Origin of the sequence: Georgenia sp. M64 (assembly GCF_038049925.1) — a bacterium.
GTDB lineage: Bacteria > Actinomycetota > Actinomycetes > Actinomycetales > Actinomycetaceae > Georgenia.
The window spans coordinates 1,052,081-1,069,120 of record NZ_CP145809.1; the positions used below are offsets into that span (position 1 = coordinate 1,052,081).

13 protein-coding genes are annotated in these 17,040 nt (G+C 74.3%); 9 read left to right on the plus strand and 4 right to left on the minus strand.

Features of this window, described 5'->3' with window-relative positions:
• The first annotated feature begins 4 nt into the window (after positions 1-4).
• The 4 genes from AAEM63_RS04780 to AAEM63_RS04795 all read left to right on the plus strand — a co-directional run bounded on the left by AAEM63_RS04780 (position 5) and on the right by AAEM63_RS04795 (position 5,702).
• Complete coding sequence (locus tag AAEM63_RS04780) at positions 5-1,021, plus strand: sugar ABC transporter permease (protein WP_341360500.1); 1,017 nt, start codon at positions 5-7, stop codon at positions 1,019-1,021.
• Positions 1,018-1,908, plus strand: a complete 891-nt coding sequence (locus AAEM63_RS04785) for a carbohydrate ABC transporter permease (protein ID WP_341360501.1) — start codon at positions 1,018-1,020, stop codon at positions 1,906-1,908. Before AAEM63_RS04780 ends, AAEM63_RS04785 begins: the two co-directional genes overlap by 4 nt.
• A 213-nt stretch (positions 1,909-2,121) precedes the next feature.
• The gene (locus AAEM63_RS04790; RefSeq protein WP_341361308.1) at positions 2,122-4,356 is read left to right on the plus strand and encodes a glycoside hydrolase family 3 N-terminal domain-containing protein; all 2,235 of its coding nucleotides are present in this window, start codon (positions 2,122-2,124) and stop codon (positions 4,354-4,356) included.
• Positions 4,353-5,702, plus strand: coding sequence for an endo-1,4-beta-xylanase (locus AAEM63_RS04795; protein WP_341360502.1), 1,350 nt, complete (start codon positions 4,353-4,355; stop codon positions 5,700-5,702). The genes AAEM63_RS04790 and AAEM63_RS04795 overlap by 4 nt, the downstream gene beginning before the upstream one ends.
• Here the strand turns inward: AAEM63_RS04795 and AAEM63_RS04800 are convergent.
• Both AAEM63_RS04800 and AAEM63_RS04805 read right to left on the minus strand, forming a co-directional pair.
• Complete coding sequence (locus AAEM63_RS04800; protein ID WP_341360503.1) at positions 5,680-6,138, minus strand: DUF4395 domain-containing protein; 459 nt, start codon at positions 6,136-6,138, stop codon at positions 5,680-5,682. The genes AAEM63_RS04795 and AAEM63_RS04800 overlap by 23 nt on opposite strands.
• Positions 6,135-6,590: a thioredoxin family protein gene (locus AAEM63_RS04805; protein WP_341360504.1), complete on the minus strand. Its 456-nt coding sequence runs from the start codon at positions 6,588-6,590 to the stop codon at positions 6,135-6,137. The genes AAEM63_RS04800 and AAEM63_RS04805 overlap by 4 nt, the downstream gene beginning before the upstream one ends.
• Before the next feature lie 305 nt (positions 6,591-6,895).
• On the opposite strand from AAEM63_RS04805, the gene tig reads away from it, so the two are divergent.
• The 5 genes from tig (at position 6,896) to AAEM63_RS04830 (ending at position 13,267) form a co-directional block, all read left to right on the plus strand.
• Complete coding sequence (tig, locus tag AAEM63_RS04810) at positions 6,896-8,509, plus strand: trigger factor (protein ID WP_341361309.1); 1,614 nt, start codon at positions 6,896-6,898, stop codon at positions 8,507-8,509.
• Positions 8,510-9,055: 546 nt separating this feature from the next.
• The gene (locus tag AAEM63_RS04815; RefSeq protein WP_341361310.1) at positions 9,056-9,664 is read left to right on the plus strand and encodes an ATP-dependent Clp protease proteolytic subunit; all 609 of its coding nucleotides are present in this window, start codon (positions 9,056-9,058) and stop codon (positions 9,662-9,664) included.
• Between the two features lie 65 nt (positions 9,665-9,729).
• Positions 9,730-10,377: an ATP-dependent Clp protease proteolytic subunit gene (locus tag AAEM63_RS04820; protein ID WP_170175379.1), complete on the plus strand. Its 648-nt coding sequence runs from the start codon at positions 9,730-9,732 to the stop codon at positions 10,375-10,377.
• Between the two features lie 175 nt (positions 10,378-10,552).
• Positions 10,553-11,827 (plus strand): ATP-dependent Clp protease ATP-binding subunit ClpX, encoded by a 1,275-nt coding sequence (gene clpX, locus AAEM63_RS04825; protein ID WP_341360505.1) that lies wholly within the window; start codon positions 10,553-10,555, stop codon positions 11,825-11,827.
• 237 nt (positions 11,828-12,064) lie between these two features.
• Positions 12,065-13,267 carry a Vms1/Ankzf1 family peptidyl-tRNA hydrolase gene (locus AAEM63_RS04830; RefSeq protein WP_341360506.1) on the plus strand — a complete coding sequence of 401 codons (1,203 nt, stop codon included), beginning with the start codon at positions 12,065-12,067 and terminating at the stop codon, positions 13,265-13,267.
• Positions 13,268-13,322: 55 nt separating this feature from the next.
• Here the strand turns inward: AAEM63_RS04830 and AAEM63_RS04835 are convergent, their stop codons facing one another.
• Together AAEM63_RS04835 and AAEM63_RS04840 are read right to left on the minus strand one after the other, a co-directional pair.
• Positions 13,323-14,936 carry an FAD-dependent oxidoreductase gene (locus tag AAEM63_RS04835; protein WP_341360507.1) on the minus strand — a complete coding sequence of 538 codons (1,614 nt, stop codon included), beginning with the start codon at positions 14,934-14,936 and terminating at the stop codon, positions 13,323-13,325.
• Positions 14,933-17,023, minus strand: coding sequence for a molybdopterin oxidoreductase family protein (locus AAEM63_RS04840; RefSeq protein WP_341361311.1), 2,091 nt, complete (start codon positions 17,021-17,023; stop codon positions 14,933-14,935). The genes AAEM63_RS04835 and AAEM63_RS04840 overlap by 4 nt, the downstream gene beginning before the upstream one ends.
• Positions 17,024-17,040: the final 17 nt, after the last annotated feature.

Here is a 17,040-nt window from a genome sequence, read left to right on the forward strand (position 1 = left end):
CTCGATGGCAGACGACGTGACCCACCGCACCGGCACGGCCACGGTTGCTGCCACCCCCACCGCCGCCGGCCGGGCCCCCACCCGGCCGGCGGCCCCGGGGGCGCGGCCCCGGCTCTCCTCCCGGTGGCGCAAGCGCCTGGAGATCCTGTTCTTCGTCACCCCCGCGCTCACGCTGTTCGCGATGTTCGTGGTGGTCCCCGTCGTCCAGGCGGGGCGGTACTCGGTGTTCCGGTGGAACGGGCTCGGTCCGATGGACAACTTCGTCGGCCTGGAGAACTACGCCAACGCCCTGCGCGACCAGGTCTTCACCGACGCGGTGATGCACAACCTCACGATCATCGTCCTGTCGATCCTCATCCAGCTGCCCCTCGGGCTGGCCGTCGCGCTCCTGCTCAACCGCGACATGTGGGGCCGCGCGGCGATGCGCGTCATCATCTTCGTGCCGTACGTCCTGGCCGAGGTGGTCGCCGGCGTCGTGTGGCTCATGCTGCTCCAGCCGAACGGGGTCGTGGACGCCGTCCTCGACGCCGTCGGCCTCGGCGGCCTCACCCAGCTCTGGCTCGGCAACCCCGAGATCGCGCTGTACACGGTGATGTTCGTCCTGACCTGGAAGTACCTCGGCCTGGCCGTCATCCTCTTCCTCGCGGGCCTCCAGGGGGTCCCGCCGGACCTGTACGAGGCCGCCCAGATCGACGGCGCGTCGTGGTGGCAGGTCCAGCGCCGGATCACCATCCCGCTCCTCGGGCCCACCATCCGCACCTGGGGCTTCCTGTCCATGATCGGCTCCCTCCAGGTGTTCGACATGGTCTGGATCCTCACCAAGGGCGGACCGGCCAACTCCACGGTGACGATGGCGACGTACCTCATCAACCAGGGCACCAACCGCAGCCTCTACGGCTACTCCTCGGCCGTGGCGGTGCTCCTCTTCGGCATCTCCCTGGTCCTCGCGCTGGCCTACCAGGTCTTCGTGCTGCGCCGGGACAACGAGGACGCTCCCCAGCCCAGGAAGGCAGCTCGATGACCGCGCCCCTCACGGCCGTCCCCGGACAGCCCGCGCCGCTGACCGACGCCCCGCCCCGCCGGCGCCGGTCGTTCTCCGGCGGCAGCCCGCTGGTCTACGCCGCGGCCCTCGTCGTCGTCGCGGCGACGCTCGGTCCGGTGGTCTACGCGATCCTCGGCGGCTTCCGCTCCAACGCCCAGCTCGCCGCCGATCCCGTCGGCCTGCCCGACCCGTGGGTGACGACGAACTACCTCAACGTCCTCACGTCGTCGAGCTTCTGGCGGTACGCCCTCAACTCCACGGTCGTCGCCGGGATCACCACCGTCGTCGTCGCCGTCTTCGGGGTCATGGCCGCCTACCCGCTGGCGAGGTACCGGTTCCGGGGCCGCGAGGCGCTGTTCCTCGTCTTCACCCTCGGCCTGCTGTTCCCGCTGACCGTCGCGATCATCCCGCTGTTCCTCATGCTGCGGGACCTCGACCTCACCAACAGCCTGTGGGGGGTGGCCCTGCCGCAGGCCGCCTTCGCCCTGCCGATGACGATCGTCATCCTCCGGCCCTTCCTCATGGCGATCCCACGCGAGCTCGAGGAGGCGGCGATGCTGGACGGCACCTCCCGGATCGGCTTCTTCTGGCGGATCCTGCTCCCGCTGTCCGGGCCCGGTCTGGTCACGGTCGGCGTGCTCGCCTTCGTGGCCTCGTGGAACTCCTACCTCCTGCCGCTGCTCATCCTCAGCGACCCGGCCGCGCAGACCCTGCCCCTGGGGGTGGCGACCTTCTCGAGCGAGCACGCCCAGGACACCGCCGGCGTCCTGGCCTTCACCTCCCTGGCGATGATCCCCGCCCTGGTGTTCTTCCTGGCGATGGAGAAGCGCATCGTCAACGGCCTCCAGGGCGCCGTCAAGGGCTGACCCGCCCGACGCCCGGCAAACCGACCCTCCGTCCGGCCGCCACCGCTGCGCGCCGCGACCGCCACCGCACCACCACGCAGTAAGGACATCGACGTGACCGAAGCCCAGGTCCGACCGACCACCACCCAGAACCCCCCGGACCGGGCCGGTGCCGCACCCGGCGCGGCGCAGGGGGCCGGCGGCGCCGACCGTCCCGGCGCCCTCCTCGCCGCGATGACCCTGGAGGAGAAGCTCGCCCAGATCGTGGGTTTCTGGGTGGACGAGGGCGGCGAGGTCGTCGCGCCCCTGCAGAGCGAGATGGCCGACGACGCCACCCCCGAGAAGCTCGAGGAGGCCACCCGGCACGGGCTGGGGCACTTCACCCGCGTGTACGGCACCCGTCCGGTCGAGCCTGCCGAACGGGCGGCGTGGCTGCGCGACGCCCAGCGGCGCCTCGTCACCGGGACCCGCCTGGGCATCCCGGCGATCGTCCACGAGGAGTGCCTCACCGGGCTCGCCGCGTGGCAGGCCGCGACCTTCCCCACGCCGCTGGCGTGGGGCGCCTCCTTCGACCCGGACCTCGTCGAGGAGATGGGGGCGGCGATCGGCACCTCCATGCGCGAGCTCGGGATCCACCAGGGCCTCGCCCCGGTCCTCGACGTCATCCGCGACCCGCGGTGGGGGCGCGTCGACGAGTGCATCGCCGAGGATCCGTACGTCGTCGGCACCGTGGGCACCGCGTACGTCCGCGGCCTCCAGGGGGCGGGCGTCATCGCCACCCTCAAGCACTTCGTCGGGTACTCCGCCTCCCGCGCCGGCCGCAACCTCGCGCCGGTGCACGCCGGCCCGCGCGAGATCGCCGATGTGCTCCTGCCGCCGTTCGAGATGGCGGTCCTCGACGGCGGGGTCGGGTCGGTCATGCACTCCTACGCCGAGATCGACGGCGTCCCGGTCGCCGCGGACCCCCGCCTGCTCACCGAGCTGCTGCGCGAGCGCTGGGGCTTCGACGGGACCGTCGTCGCCGACTACTTCGGCGTCGCCTTCCTCCACGCCCTCCACGGTGTGGCCGCCGATCTCGGCGACGCCGCCGGGCAGGCCCTCGCCGCGGGTGTCGACATCGAGCTGCCCACCGGCAACGCCTACCTCGCCCCGCTCGCGGAGAAGATCCGCGCCGGCGAGGTCGACGAGGCGCTCGTCGACCGGGCCGTGCTCCGCGTGCTGCGGCAGAAGGAGGCGCTCGGCCTCCTCGACGAGACCTTCGAGGCGGAGCCCCCGGCGGTGGTCGACCTCGACCCGGCCGGGCACCGCGAGATCGCCGCCCGCCTCGCGGAGGAGTCCGTCGTCATGCTCCGCAACGACGGCGTGCTGCCGCTGCGACCGGCGACGACGCGCCGGGTGGCGGTCATCGGCCCCAACGCCGACCGGGCCCCCGCGCTGTTCGGCTGCTACTCCTTCACCAACCACGTCCTGGCCCACCACCCCGACGTGCCGATGGGCATCGACGTGCCCACCGTCCTCGAGGCGGTCCGGGCCGAGGTCGGCGCCGAGGTCACCCACGCGCGGGGCTGCGCCGTCGACGACGACGACCGGTCCGGCTTCGATGCCGCGGTCGCCGACGCTCGAGCCGCCGACGTCGCCGTCCTCGTCATGGGCGACCACGCCGGCCTCTTCGGCCGGGGCACCGTGGGCGAGGGCTGCGACCGCGACGACCTCGAGCTCCCGGGGGTCCAGCGCGAGCTCGTCGAGGCCGTCCTGGCCACCGGCACCCCCGTCGTCCTCGTCCTGCTCACCGGCCGGCCGTACGCGCTGGGCTGGGCGCTGGAGGCGTGCGCCGCGGTCGTGCAGGCGTTCTTCCCCGGCGAGGAGGGCGCCGCGGCGGTCGCCGGTGTGCTGTCCGGGCGGGTCAACCCCTCTGGTCGCCTCCCGGTGAGCCTGCCGCGCTCCGCCGGGTCGCAGCCGTACTCCTACCTCCACCCGGCGCTCGGTGGTGCCTCACCCGTCACGAGCCTCGACCCGGCCCCGGCCCTGCCGTTCGGTCACGGCCTGTCGTACACCTCGTTCACCCGGACCGGGCTCACGGCGGAGGCCACCGCGCCCACCGACGGTGCGCTCACCGCCACGGTCGTCGTGACGAACACCGGCGACCGGGCGGGGGAGGACGTCGTCCAGCTCTACGGCCACGACGTCGTCGCCTCCGTCACCCGGCCGACCGCCCAGCTCCTGGGCTACCGGCGGGTCGCGCTCGCCGCCGGGGAGTCCGCGACCGTGCGGTTCACCGTCCCCACCACCCGGCTGGCGTTCAGCGACCGGGACCTGCGCCGCGTCGTCGAGCCGGGCGAGGTCGAGCTGTGGGTCGGCGGCTCCTGCGCCCACCGCGAGACCGTCGCCCGCGTGGAGCTCACCGGCCCGGTCCACCCGGTCACCGTCACCGACGCCCGGTGGGTCACCACCGACGTGGTCCGGGCATGACCGGCCGCGTGGGCGGTGGGGCGGGCCAGGCCGTCGTCGCCGTCGCCGATCCCGGTGCGGACCTGCGCCACCGGGTGACCGAGACCACCGTCACGCTGCGCGGCGCCGACGGCGCTCCGCTGGCCGCGCACGAGGTCACCGTCGAGCAGCGCTCCCACGCGCTCGGCCTGGGCAACATCGGCTTCGACCTCATCCCGCTCGCCAACGGTGAGACCACGGTCCGCCCGGCCGACGTCGAGACCTTCGGCGGGGCGTCGCTCGACGGGCTCGAGCACCTCGCCGAGCTGTGGCTCGAGGTGTTCAACACCGCCACGCTGCCCTTCTACTGGGGCGCGTTCGAGCCCCGGCGCGGCGAGCCGGGCACGGAGCGGCTGCGCCGCACCGCGCAGTGGTTCGCCGACCGCGGCGTGGCGCTCAAGGGCCACCCGCTCCTGTGGCACACCGTCACCGCCCCGTGGCTGCTCGACCTCGACGTCGACGAGATCGAGCGCGCCCAGCGGGAGAGGATCCGCCGCGAGGTCTCCGGCTTCGCCGGCCTGGTCGACACCTGGGACGCCGTCAACGAGGCGGTGATCATGCCGGTGTTCGACAAGGAGGACAACGGCGTCACCCGACTGTGCCGGGCCCGCGGGCGCATCGCCACGGTGCGGATGGCCTTCGAGGAGGCGCGCGCGGCCAACCCCGACGCGACGCTGCTGCTCAACGACTTCGACATGTCCACCGCGTACGAGTGCCTCCTCGAAGGGGTCCTCGAGGCGGGGGTCGGCGTCGACGTCCTGGGCCTGCAGAGCCACATGCACCAGGGCTACTGGGGCGAGGAGAGGACCCTGGCGGTCCTCGACCGCTTCGCCCGCTACGGCCTGCCGATCCACCTCACGGAGTCCACCCTGCTGTCCGGGGACCTCATGCCTGCCCACGTCGAGGACCTCAACGACTGGCAGGTCGAGCACTGGCCGTCCACCCCCGCGGGGGAGGAGCGCCAGGCCGAGGAGATCCTCCGGCACTACCGCACCCTCGCCTCCCACCCGTCCGTCGAGGCCGTGACGTACTGGGGCCTCACCGACGACGGCGCGTGGCTCGGCGCGCCCGCCGGGCTGGTCCGCACGGACGGCACCCCGAAGCCGGCCTACGAGGCGCTGCGCGACCTGGTCAAGGGGGCGTGGTGGCTGGCGCCGACGACGACGCGCACCGACGACGAGGGCCGGGTGACGGTCCGGGGCTGGGCGGGCGACTACCGGCTGACCACGGCCGCCGGCGTCGTCGACGTCCGGCTGGGCGGGCCGGCGCGGACCGGGACGTCCGGCGAGCCGGTGGACGTCTCCGTCAGCGGTTCCGCAGCCGGGTGAGGACGAGGTAGAGCTCGCAGCCCAGGCAGAGCCCGACGACGGCGTTGAGGAACGCCGCGACGAGGGCCGCGCCCGCCGCGATTTCGAGCGCCCACGGCACCCCGAGCAGGGCGAGGGCCAGGCCGGCGCCGGTGATGACCAGGCCGACGACCTGGGCGAACCGCGGCGGAGCCGCGTCCTCCAGCTCCACGGGGGCGGCCAGGCGCGGACGGACCAGCCCCTTGTACAGCGCCCCCTGCCAGGTGCCCTGCGCCCCGCGCGCGGCGCCGATCGCGAACGAGGCGACCACCACGCCGAGGAGCGCGAGCCCGGCGGTCGAGGCGCCGAGGAGGAGGACCACCACGAGGAGCACGGCGGTCACGGCCGCTCCGAAGCGGGGACCACGCGGGTCGATGGCCGCCTGGCGGCCGGTGGCCGCGGACGCCGCGGCGCTCATGCCGCCCGCCCGGCGCCCACGAGCCCGCCGACGATCTCGCGCGCCTGCGCCGCCGTCGGGGCGCCGCTCACCCGCCCCACCGCCGTCCCCGTGTGGTCGAAGACCAGGGAGGTCGGGGTCCGCATGACCCCGAGCGTCCGCACGAGGTCCAGGTGCTCGGCGGCGTCGAGCTCGACGAGGGCGACGTCCTCCCCGCCGACCAGGGTCCAGGTGCGCGCGCTCGCCCGGCACGGGGTGCAGACCTCGGACGAGAGCTGGACCACGACCGGTCGGCCGGGCTCGGCGAGCTGCCGGCCGGTGGCCGCGCGGAGGGTCTCCAGGGTCACGGCACCCTCGCGCTCGGTGCGCGTGGTCCGCAGCGAGCCGCGGCGCCGCTCCGCCAGCCACCAGGCGGCGGTGGCGACGACGAGCAGGAGGAGCACGGCGAGCAGCCGTGGGAGGAGGTCGGTCACCCCGCGAGGGTAGGTCGCCCGGGCCCGGACATACCGGGCAGCCTCCCGCCGTCCCGGATGGTGGACGCCGCCGGACGGTGCCCGCATCCGGACGGTGCCCGCCGCCGGACGTTGCCCGCTGCCCCGCCGCCGCCGTGCCCCGCAGCGTGGGGGAGCGGGGCCCGCGCGTGCCGCCCCGGTGGGACGTGCCCTAGGATTGGCCGGTCTGTGCTCCGTGATCGCGATCGGTCACCCGGCCAGACGCACAGCCTCCCGCCGTGACCGGCGGGCCCGTCACGACCATCCGATGAGTGGAGACCACCGCAGTGAAGAGCGCCGTCGAGAACCTCGAGCCCACCCGGGTGAAGCTGACCGTGGAGGTGTCGTACGACGAGCTCAAGCCGAGCCTCGACCACGCCTACGCCCACATCGGCGAGCAGGTCAACATCCCCGGCTTCCGCAAGGGCAAGGTCCCCCCGCGCGTGCTGGAGCAGCGCGTCGGCCGCGCCGCGGTGATCGAGCACGCCGTCAACGACGCCGTCCCCGGCTTCTACAACCAGGCCGTCTCCGAGACGGACGTCAAGCCCCTGGGCCAGCCGAGCATCGAGGTCACCGAGATCCCCGCGGTCACGGGCACCCCGGGCGGCCAGCTCGTCTTCACCGCCGAGGTGGACGTCCGCCCCGAGATCGAGCTCCCCTCCCTCGAGGGCGTCGAGCTCACCGTCGACGACGTCGAGGTCTCCGACGTCGACGTCGAGGAGCGTCTGACCACCCTGCGTGAGCGCTTCGGCTCCCTCGTGGGCGTCGACCGCCCGATCGGCGACGGCGACTTCGTCGTCATCGACCTCGCCGCCAAGGTCGGCGAGGAGGAGGTCGACTCCGTCTCCGGTGTCTCCTACCAGATCGGCGAGGGCAACATGCTCGACGGTCTGGACGAGGCGCTCACCGGCCACAGCGCGGGAGAGACCGTCACGTTCACGGCGCCCCTGGCCGGCGGCGACCACGCCGGCGAGGACGCCGAGGTGACCGTCACGGCCACTGCCGTCAAGGAGCGCGAGCTCCCCGAGGCCGACGACGAGTTCGCCCAGCTCGCCTCCGAGTTCGACACGATCGACGAGCTCCGCGCCGACCTGCGCACCCAGGCCGCCCAGGAGAAGTCCTCCGAGCAGGCCGTCCAGGCCCGCGACCTGCTTCTCGAGAAGCTCCGCGGCGGGGCTGACTTCCCGGTCCCGGCCGGGATGGTCGAGAGCGAGATCGAGCGGCACCTGCAGGCCGAGGGCAAGGAGAAGGGCGACCCGCACGGCGAGGAGGTGCGCGAGGAGGTCACCGGCCTGCTGCGCGACCAGCTGCTCCTCGACACCCTCGTCGAGAAGCTCGCCGTCGGCGTGACCCAGAACGAGCTCCTCGAGTTCCTCGTCTCCAACGCCCAGCAGTACGGGATGGACCCCAACCAGTTCATCCAGGCCGCCTCGCAGACCGGGCAGCTCCCGGCCTTCATGGGTGAGATCGCCCGCAACAAGGCCCTCGCGGTCGCGCTGCGCCAGGTGAGCATCAAGGACGGCGCCGGCAACGACGTCGACCTCTCGGAGTTCATCGGCTCCGACGAGCTCGACGCCGCCGGGCCCGAGGGTGAGGCCGGGTCCGCCGACGCGTCGGGGTCCGCCGGCTCGCCGGAGTCCCCGGAGTCCGCCGACTCGCCCGAGTCCGCTGACTCGCCCGAGTCCGCTGACTCGCCCGAGTCCGCTGACTCCGCCGGGTCCGCCGACACCCCGGACGAGGCGGCCGAGGAGCCCGCCGCGGCGCCGAAGAAGAAGGCCACCAAGAAGGCCGACAGCGCCGAGGACTCTGAGGCGAAGAAGCCTGCCGCGAAGAAGGCGGCCGCGAAGAAGCCTGCCGCCAAGAAGGCGGCCGCGAAGGACAAGACGTCCGACGAGGGCTGATCTTCGCAGGTTCGACGTCCGGCGGCGCCGGGGTGCTGACGAGCACCCCGGCGCCGCCGTCGTCGGTAGGCCCTGATGGCGGGACGCCGTCCTCCTATCACTGGGCCCGGGCCGAGTCGCCCGCGGGCAGGCGCGGTCCGCGGCTCGGCGGTGTGGTGCAGCGAGGGCGGGGTGCTTCCCGGCCGAGGTCCCGGTGGGTGCTCGTGCGGCGAGGTCGCGGGTTCCGGGGTCAGTCAGCAGAAACTGGTCTGCTGACTGGACCCGGTCGGTACTCGTTCACCGCGAGTGTGCTGACTGGGCGGAGGCGAGGGCCCGGTGCGGGGTGCTGACTGGACCCGGTCGGTACGGGCTCGTCACCGCCGAGCTCCGACCCCCGACGTGTCCGCGCCGGCCGTACCGTCCCGCGCATCGTGCGCCGTGAGCGAAAAGGCCGCCCCCGGGCGGGGTGCGGGGCGGCGTCAGCGTTAGGGTCCTGGGACAGACCCTGATGGCGACACCCGGGTGCCATGGTGCCCGAGACGAAGGAGCGTGCACGTGAGCGAGCAGATGCCGCAGGCGAGGACCGAGGGCGCCGGCATGGGCCTGAACGACAACATCTACAACCGGCTCCTCAAGGAGCGCATCATCTGGCTGGGCTCGGAGGTGCGCGACGAGAACGCGAACGCCATCTGCGCCCAGATGATGCTCCTGGCGGCGGAGGACCCGCAGAAGGACATCTTCCTCTACATCAACTCCCCGGGCGGCTCGATCACCGCGGGCATGGCGATCTACGACACGATGCAGTTCGTTCAGCCGGACGTCGCGACCGTGGCGATGGGCATGGCGGCCTCGATGGGCCAGTTCCTGCTCTCCTCGGGCGCCAAGGGCAAGCGCTTCGCCACCCCGCACGCGCGGGTGATGATGCACCAGCCCTCCGGCGGCATCGGGGGCACGGCGACGGACATCCGCATCAACGCCGAACTGATCCTGCACATGAAGCGGGTTCTCGCCGAGCTCACGGCCGAGCAGACGGGCAAGCCCGTCGAGCAGGTCAACGCCGACGCCGACCGCGACCGCTGGTTCACGGCGACCGAGGCCCTGGAGTACGGCTTCATCGACCACGTCGTCGAGCACTCCCACTCCGTGCCCGGTGGCGGCGGCACGGACTCCAAGTGACGCCCCCCGACCCGAGAACCCCAGGAGCAACCGTGACCAGCCCCTTCCTCGCCCAGGCCGGCATCATGCCGGCGTCCGCCGCCCCGGCCTCCCCGGGCGCGCGCTACGTCCTCCCGCAGTTCGAGGAGCGCACCGCCTACGGCTACAAGCGGCAGGACCCGTACACCAAGCTCTTCGAGGACCGCATCATCTTCCTCGGCGTGCAGGTCGACGACGCCTCCGCGGACGACGTCATGGCGCAGCTGCTCGTCCTGGAGAGCCAGGACCCCGACGGCCTCATCACCATGTACATCAACTCCCCGGGCGGCTCCTTCACGGCGCTGACGGCGATCTACGACACGATGCAGTACATCAAGCCGCAGATCCAGACCGTGTGCCTGGGGCAGGCGGCCTCGGCCGCGGCGGTGCTGCTCGCCGCCGGCTCCCCGGGCAAGCGGCTCGCCCTCCCCAACGCCCGCGTGATGATCCACCAGCCGGCGATGGAGGGCGGCGGCTACGCCCAGGCCTCCGACATCGAGATCCAGGCGAACGAGATCTTCCGGATGCGCGAGTGGCTCGAGGAGACCCTCGCCCACCACACGGGCACCCCGGTCGACCAGATCCGCAAGGACATCGAGCGCGACAAGATCCTCACCGCCGCCCAGGCGCGGGACTACGGGCTCGTCGACCAGGTGCTGGAGTCCCGCAAGGCTCCCCAGCTCACCGCGGGCTGAGACCCGCGTCGCCGTCGGCGCCGTCCGCTCCCGAGCGGGCGGCGCCGACGTCGTCGTGAGGACCACCACCGGCGCGCCGCCCCCACGGGCAGGACAGCACCATGCCTCGTGGTGTGGAATGGTGGGGTGAGCGCCCGAGGGCGGCACGGACGAGACGAGAGAGGGGTGGAGCCCGGTGGTACGCACGGGTGAAGGCGCAGACCTGCTCAAGTGCTCGTTCTGTGGCAAGAGCCAGAAGCAGGTCAAGAAGCTCATCGCGGGACCCGGGGTCTACATCTGCGACGAGTGCATCGACCTGTGCAACGAGATCATCGACGAGGAGCTGGCCGAGGCCAGCGAGCTCGGTCTCGTGGACCTGCCCAAGCCCCGGGAGATCTACGACTTCCTCGAGGAGTACATCATCGGCCAGGACCGCGCCAAGCGGTCCCTGGCCGTGGCCGTGTACAACCACTACAAGCGTGTCCAGGCGCGTGAGGCGAGCAGCGACGACGACGGCGTCGAGATCGCCAAGTCGAACATCCTCCTCATCGGCCCCACCGGCACGGGCAAGACCTATCTCGCGCAGACGCTGGCGAAGATGCTCAACGTCCCGTTCGCGATCGCCGACGCCACGGCGCTGACGGAGGCGGGGTACGTGGGCGAGGACGTGGAGAACATCCTCCTCAAGCTCATCCAGGCCGCCGACTTCGACGTCAAGAAGGCCGAGAAGGGCATCATCTACATCGACGAGATCGACAAGATCGCCCGTAAGAGCGAGAACCCGTCGATCACGCGCGACGTCTCGGGCGAGGGCGTCCAGCAGGCGCTGCTGAAGATCATCGAGGGCACCCAGGCCTCGGTGCCGCCGCAGGGCGGGCGCAAGCACCCGCACCAGGAGTTCCTCCAGATCGACACGACGAACGTGCTGTTCATCGTCGCCGGGGCCTTCGCGGGCCTGGAGGAGATCATCTCCTCGCGCGTCGGGCGGCGCGGCATCGGCTTCGGCGCCCCGCTGCGCTCCGCCGACCAGGACGTCGACCTCTTCGGCGAGGTCCGGCCCGAGGACCTGCACAAGTTCGGGCTCATCCCCGAGTTCGTCGGCCGCCTGCCGATCGTGGCCACGGTGAGCAAGCTCGACCAGGACGCGCTCGTGCGCATCCTCACCGAGCCGCGCAACGCCCTCGTCAAGCAGTACCAGCGGATGTTCGAGATCGACGGCGTCGAGCTCGAGTTCACCGACGACGCGCTCGACGCCATCGCCGAGCAGGCGCTCCTGCGCGGCACCGGTGCGCGCGGGCTGCGGGCCATCATGGAGGAGGTCCTGCGCGAGGTGATGTTCGAGGTGCCCTCGCGCGACGACGTCGCTCGCGTCGTGATCAACCGCGAGGTCGTCCTCGAGAACGTCAACCCCACGCTCGTGCCGCGCGAGACCGCGGCCAAGCGGCGTCCCCCGCGGGAGAAGTCCGCCTGAGACCCCTCACCGACGCGCGCGGCCGGCCCTCCGGGGCCGGCCGCGCCGTTCGTGGGGCCGGTGGGGCGAGTTCGTCGCCGCGGCCGGAGCGGTAGGTCCGGACCCTGGTCCGGGTGCCGGCGCGGGCGGGTCGCACCGCGCGCCGCCCGACCGGTGAGCGGGCCCGCCCAACCCTGGCACCGCGCCGCCGGAAGGGGCAGAGTGGGGGCATCAGTTCCCGACACAGTGAGGTGCCAGATGCGACTCGACCTTCTCACCGCCGACCTGCCCACCGACGTCCCGTTCGCGACCGTGGTGATGGACGCGACGCGGGAGAGCGAGACGGGTGACCAGGCCGTGCTGACGCGGTGGAAGGACCTGCGCCGCAGCCTCGAGGAACAGGGTGCCGACGCCGCCACGCTCGACGAGATCGGTGAGCGGGTGCGCACGATCAGCAAGGCGGCGGGCCAGCACGGCCGGGTCCTCGTGGCCGCCCGCGGGCAGATCCTCCTCGACTGCGCCCTCCACGAGCCCCCCGCCACGGACGAGGCCGTCTGGGACCACGGCGCGAGCGCCTTCGCCCTCGCCCGGGTCGCCGACGAGCACGTGCGCTACCTCATCGCCTCGGTCGACCGGTCCGGCATGGACCTCATCCTCCGCGAGTCGGCGACGGCGAGCGAGGCCGGCGGTGACGCCGAGTCCTTCGAGGGCGGTCACGACGAGCTGAGCAAGACCAACACCGGCGGGCGCTCGCAGCGCCGCTACGAGTCCCGCGCTGAGGACTCGTGGGAGCGCAACGCGGAGGCGGTCGCGGCCGAGCTCGACCGGGTCGTCGCCGAGCGCCGCCCCGAGCTGGTGCTCCTCACCGGTGACGTGCGGGCCCGCGCCCTGGTCCTCGACGCGCTGGGACGCACCACCCGTGAGCACGTCATCACGGTCGAGGGCGGCTCGCGCTCCGAGGGGGCCAAGCCCGAGACGTTCAACGCGCACGTGGCCGAGGCCGTGGAGGCCTTCCGCCTGCGCCGGCGGGAGAAGGTGCTCGACCGCTTCCGCGAGGTGCACGGGCAGGACGGCGCCGCGATCACCGGCCGGGAGGGCGTCCTGGACGTCCTGCGCCGCGGCCAGGTGGCCGAGCTCGTCGTCACCGAGGCGGTGGCCGGGCCGCCGTCGTCGCTGGCGGGCAAGAAGCTGTGGGTGGGGGACTCCCCGCTGGCGATCGGCGCGAGCCGGTCCGACGTCGAGGACCTCGGCGCCACCGCGCCCCACCAGATGCGCGCCGACCTCGCGATCGGTCGTGCCGCCCTGGCCCAGGGGGCCGGCATCACGGTCGTGGACGAGAACGCCGTCTCCCTCCACGACGGCGTGGGGGCGCTCCTGCGCTGGAACGACGCCGCCACCCCCAACGACCACGTCTTCAGCCAGAGCGGCGACCCCCACCGTGAGGCGCGCGTGCGCCGCTGAGGCGCACCCGGCGTGCCCCGGTGCCCGTCCCGACGGGTGCGCGCCGGGGCGGTGATCACCGGGCGGCCGCGGCGGCGGCCGCCCGGTTGTCGTCCGCGCCCGCGGCGTGGGCGGCGAGGCGCCGGCGGATCGTGTCGTGGCAGCCGCCGCAGCCGGTCCCGGCCCGGGTCGCCCGGCCCACCTCGGCGACGGTGGCGCACCCACCGGCGACGGCGTCGTCGATGCTGCCGAGCGTCGCGCCCGAGCACCGGCAGACCGTGGCCGAGGGGCTCGCCGGCGCCGGGGCCGGCTCCCCGGCGGCGTCGAGGCGGAACAGGCTCGTACGGTCCGCCGGGAGCTCGTCCCCCCGTTCGTACAGCAGCACCAGCTCCGCCGCGGTGCGCGGCATGCCCACGCACGCGAGCCCCTCGAGGACGCCGCCGCGGGTGACCATCTTGACGTACCGGCCGTGCTCGGGGTCCGACCACTGCGCCACCCGCAGCGGCAGGCCGTCCCCCTCCTCCGGCTCGTCCCAGGGCTCGGGGGCGACCCGCCCGGCCGCGGCGAGGTCGAGGGAGCGGGCCTTGAGCAGGATCGTCCCCGGCAGCTCGGCGCCGAGGGGTGACCCCACCGGGGCGGCCGGGACTGCCGGCTCCGTCAGGTCCCCCGGGTCGGCCCCGTGCGGGTCGCCGGCCAGGACCGCGGCGAGCCACTCCGCCTGGCGCCAGCCCGGGCCGATGAGTCCCGAGGGGCCACGGCCCTCCCGGCCCTCGCAGTCCGGGCACCGCCCGCACAGGACCTCGGCGCAGTCCCCGATCGCGAAGACCCGTCCCTCGCCGTCGGCGCGGAGGTGGTGGTCGACGAGGACCCCCTTGCCCACGGGCAGCGCGCAGGTCCGGGCGAGCTCGACGCGCGGCCGGACGCCGCAGGAGAGCACGAGCAGGTCGCCGGGGACCTCGGTGCCATCGTCCAGGCACAGGGCGCGGAAGGCGGGCACCCCGCCGGGCCCCGGCGCGGTCGCGACCCCGATCGCCGTGGCCGCGGGGTGGACGGTGATGCCCTGCGTGCGCAGGGTGGCGGTGAGCACGTGCCCGGCGCCGGCGTCGAGGTTGCGGGCCATGGGGCGCGGGCCGTGGTGGACCACGCGGACCCGCGCGCCCTCCTCCGCGGCGGCGAGGGCGACCTCGAGGCCGAGGACGCCGCCCCCGAGCACGACGATCTCGCGGCCGGCGTCGACGGCCGCCCGCAGACGGTCCGCGTCGTTGAGGTCCCGCAGGGTGGTCACCCCGGCGGGCAGGCGCCGCCCGGCGGGGTCGAGCCCGGCCAGCGGCGGGATCGCGGCATCGGCGCCGGTGGCCAGGACGAGGCGGTCGTAGCGGGCGGTGCGGCCGTCGGCGAGGACCACCTGGCGGCCGGCCCGGTCGACGGCCACCGCCCGCGTGCCCAGCAGGACGCGGACGCCGTCGGCGGCGAGGTCGCCCGGGTCGGCCAGCGCGAGGGCCTCGCGGGTGGTCCGGCCCACGGCGAGGTCGGCCACGAGCACACGGTTGTAGGCGGGCTCGGTCTCCTCGCCGAGGACGAGCACCTCGAGGCGGCCCGCCCGGACCGCCGGCAGCAGCTCCTCGACCAGCCGGGCCGCCACGGGCCCGAAGCCGACGACGACGACGCGTTCGCGGGTGCGTTCGCTCATGCGGGCTCGGCCTCCAGGGCTCGGACGGTGACCGGGGTCGACTTGAACTCCGGCATGCCGGACACGGGGTCGGTGCGGTCGCGGGTGAGCAGGTTCGCCGATCCGGCGCCGGGGTAGTGGAAGGGCAGGAACACGGTGTCGGCGCGGATCCCGGTGGTCAGGCGGGCGCGGCTCGTCACCGTGCCGCCGGCGCCGTCGACCGCCACGCGCTGCCCGTCGCGCACGCCCAGGCGGGCCGCGGTGTCCGGGTGCAGCTCGAGGAGTGGCTCGGGCTGGGCGGCGGCCAGCTCGGGCACGCGCCGGGTCTGGGCGCCGGACTGGTAGTGCTCGAGGAGCCGGCCGGTGACGAGGGTGAGCCGGCCGGTGGTGGCCGGGGCGGGGGAGACCGGCACGAGGCGGGCGCGCCCGTCGGGGTGGGCGAAGCCGTCGCGGAAGAGCCGGGGGGTGCCCGCCGAGCCGGCCGGGAAGGGCCAGTACGCGGCGACGCCGGTGTCGAGGAGGGCGTGGTCGAGGCCGGAGTAGTCGGCGGGGCCCCCCGCGGAGGCGCGGGCGAGCTCGGCGAAGACCTCCGCCGGGTCGGCGCTGAACGTGGCGGGCGAGCCGAGGCGGCGGGCGAGGTCGGCGAGCAGGCCCAGCTCGTCGCGCACCCCAACGGGCGGGGGCTGCGCCCGGCGTCGCCGCAGCACCCGGCCCTCGAGGTTGGTCATCGTGCCGTCCTCCTCCGCCCACTGCGCGACCGGCAGGACGACGTCGGCGCGCGCCGCGGTCTCGGAGAGGAAGAGGTCGCAGACGACGAGGAGGTCGAGCCGGTCCAGCCCGGCGGTGACCGATCCGGCGTCGGGCGCGGAGACCACGGGGTTGGAGCCGTGCACGAGGAGGGCGCGGACCCCGCCGGGGCGGCCGAGGCAGGCGAGCATCTCCACCGCCGGGAGGCCAGGACCCGGCAGCGCGACCTCGGGCACGCCCCACACGGCGGCGACGTGGGCGCGGGCCTCGGGGTCCGTGATCTTGCGGTAGCCGGGGAGCTGGTCGGCCTTCTGGCCGTGCTCGCGCCCGCCCTGCCCGTTGCCCTGACCGGTGAGCGTGCCGTAGCCGCACCCGGCCGTGCCCGGCAGGCCGAGCAGGAGGGCGAGGTTGATCGCGGCGGTCGCGGTGGCGGTGCCGTCGACGTGCTGCTCGACGCCGCGGCCGGTCAGGACGTACGCGCCGCCACGCCCCTCGCGGGCGTCGCGGGCGCCGGCCGCGAGGAGGTGGGCGACCTCCCGCACCCAGGGCGCCGGCACCCCGGTGACCGCCTGGACCCGTTGCGGCCACCAGGGGGCCAGGGAGCGCACGAGCGCGTCGCGGCCGGTGGTGCGGTCGCGGAGGTACCGCTCGTCGGCGAGACCCTCCTGGACGACGACGTGCGCCAGGCCGAGCAGGAGCGCGAGGTCGGTGCCCGGCGCGGGCTGGAGGTGCACGCCCGCGCCGGCACCGGTGAGGTCGGCGGTGGCCGAGCGGCGCGGGTCCACGACGACGAGGCCGCCGCGGGAGCGCGCACCGGCCAGGTGCCGGACGAACGGGGGCATCGTCTCGGCGACGTTGCTGCCGAGCAGGAGCACCACCGAGGCGTCGGCGAGGTCGGTGACGGGGAAGGGCAGGCCCCGGTCCAGGCCGAAGGCCCGGTTGGCGGCCGCCGCGGCCGAGGACATGCAGAACCGGCCGTTGTAGTCGATGCGGGAGGTGCCCAGGCCGACGCGGGCGAACTTCCCCAGCTGGTAGGCCTTCTCGTTCGTCAGCCCGCCGCTGCCGAAGACGCCCACCGCGTCGGCGCCGTACCGGGCCTGGGTGTCACGGATCCCGCCGACCACCCGGTCCAGCGCCTCCTCCCACCCCGCGGCGTGCAGCACGCCGTCCCTGCCGCGCACGAGCGGGGTGGTGAGCCGCTCGGGGGAGGTGAGCAGCGCCGTCGACGTCCAGCCCTTGCGGCACAGGCCCCCGCCGTTGGTCGGGAACTCCCGGCCGGTGGCCGTGAGGACGGTCGGCGCGCTCGCCCCGTGGCGCGGGCTCGGGGCCGGGACGTCGACGGACGCGGGAGCCAGCGTCATGGCGCACTGCAGGGCGC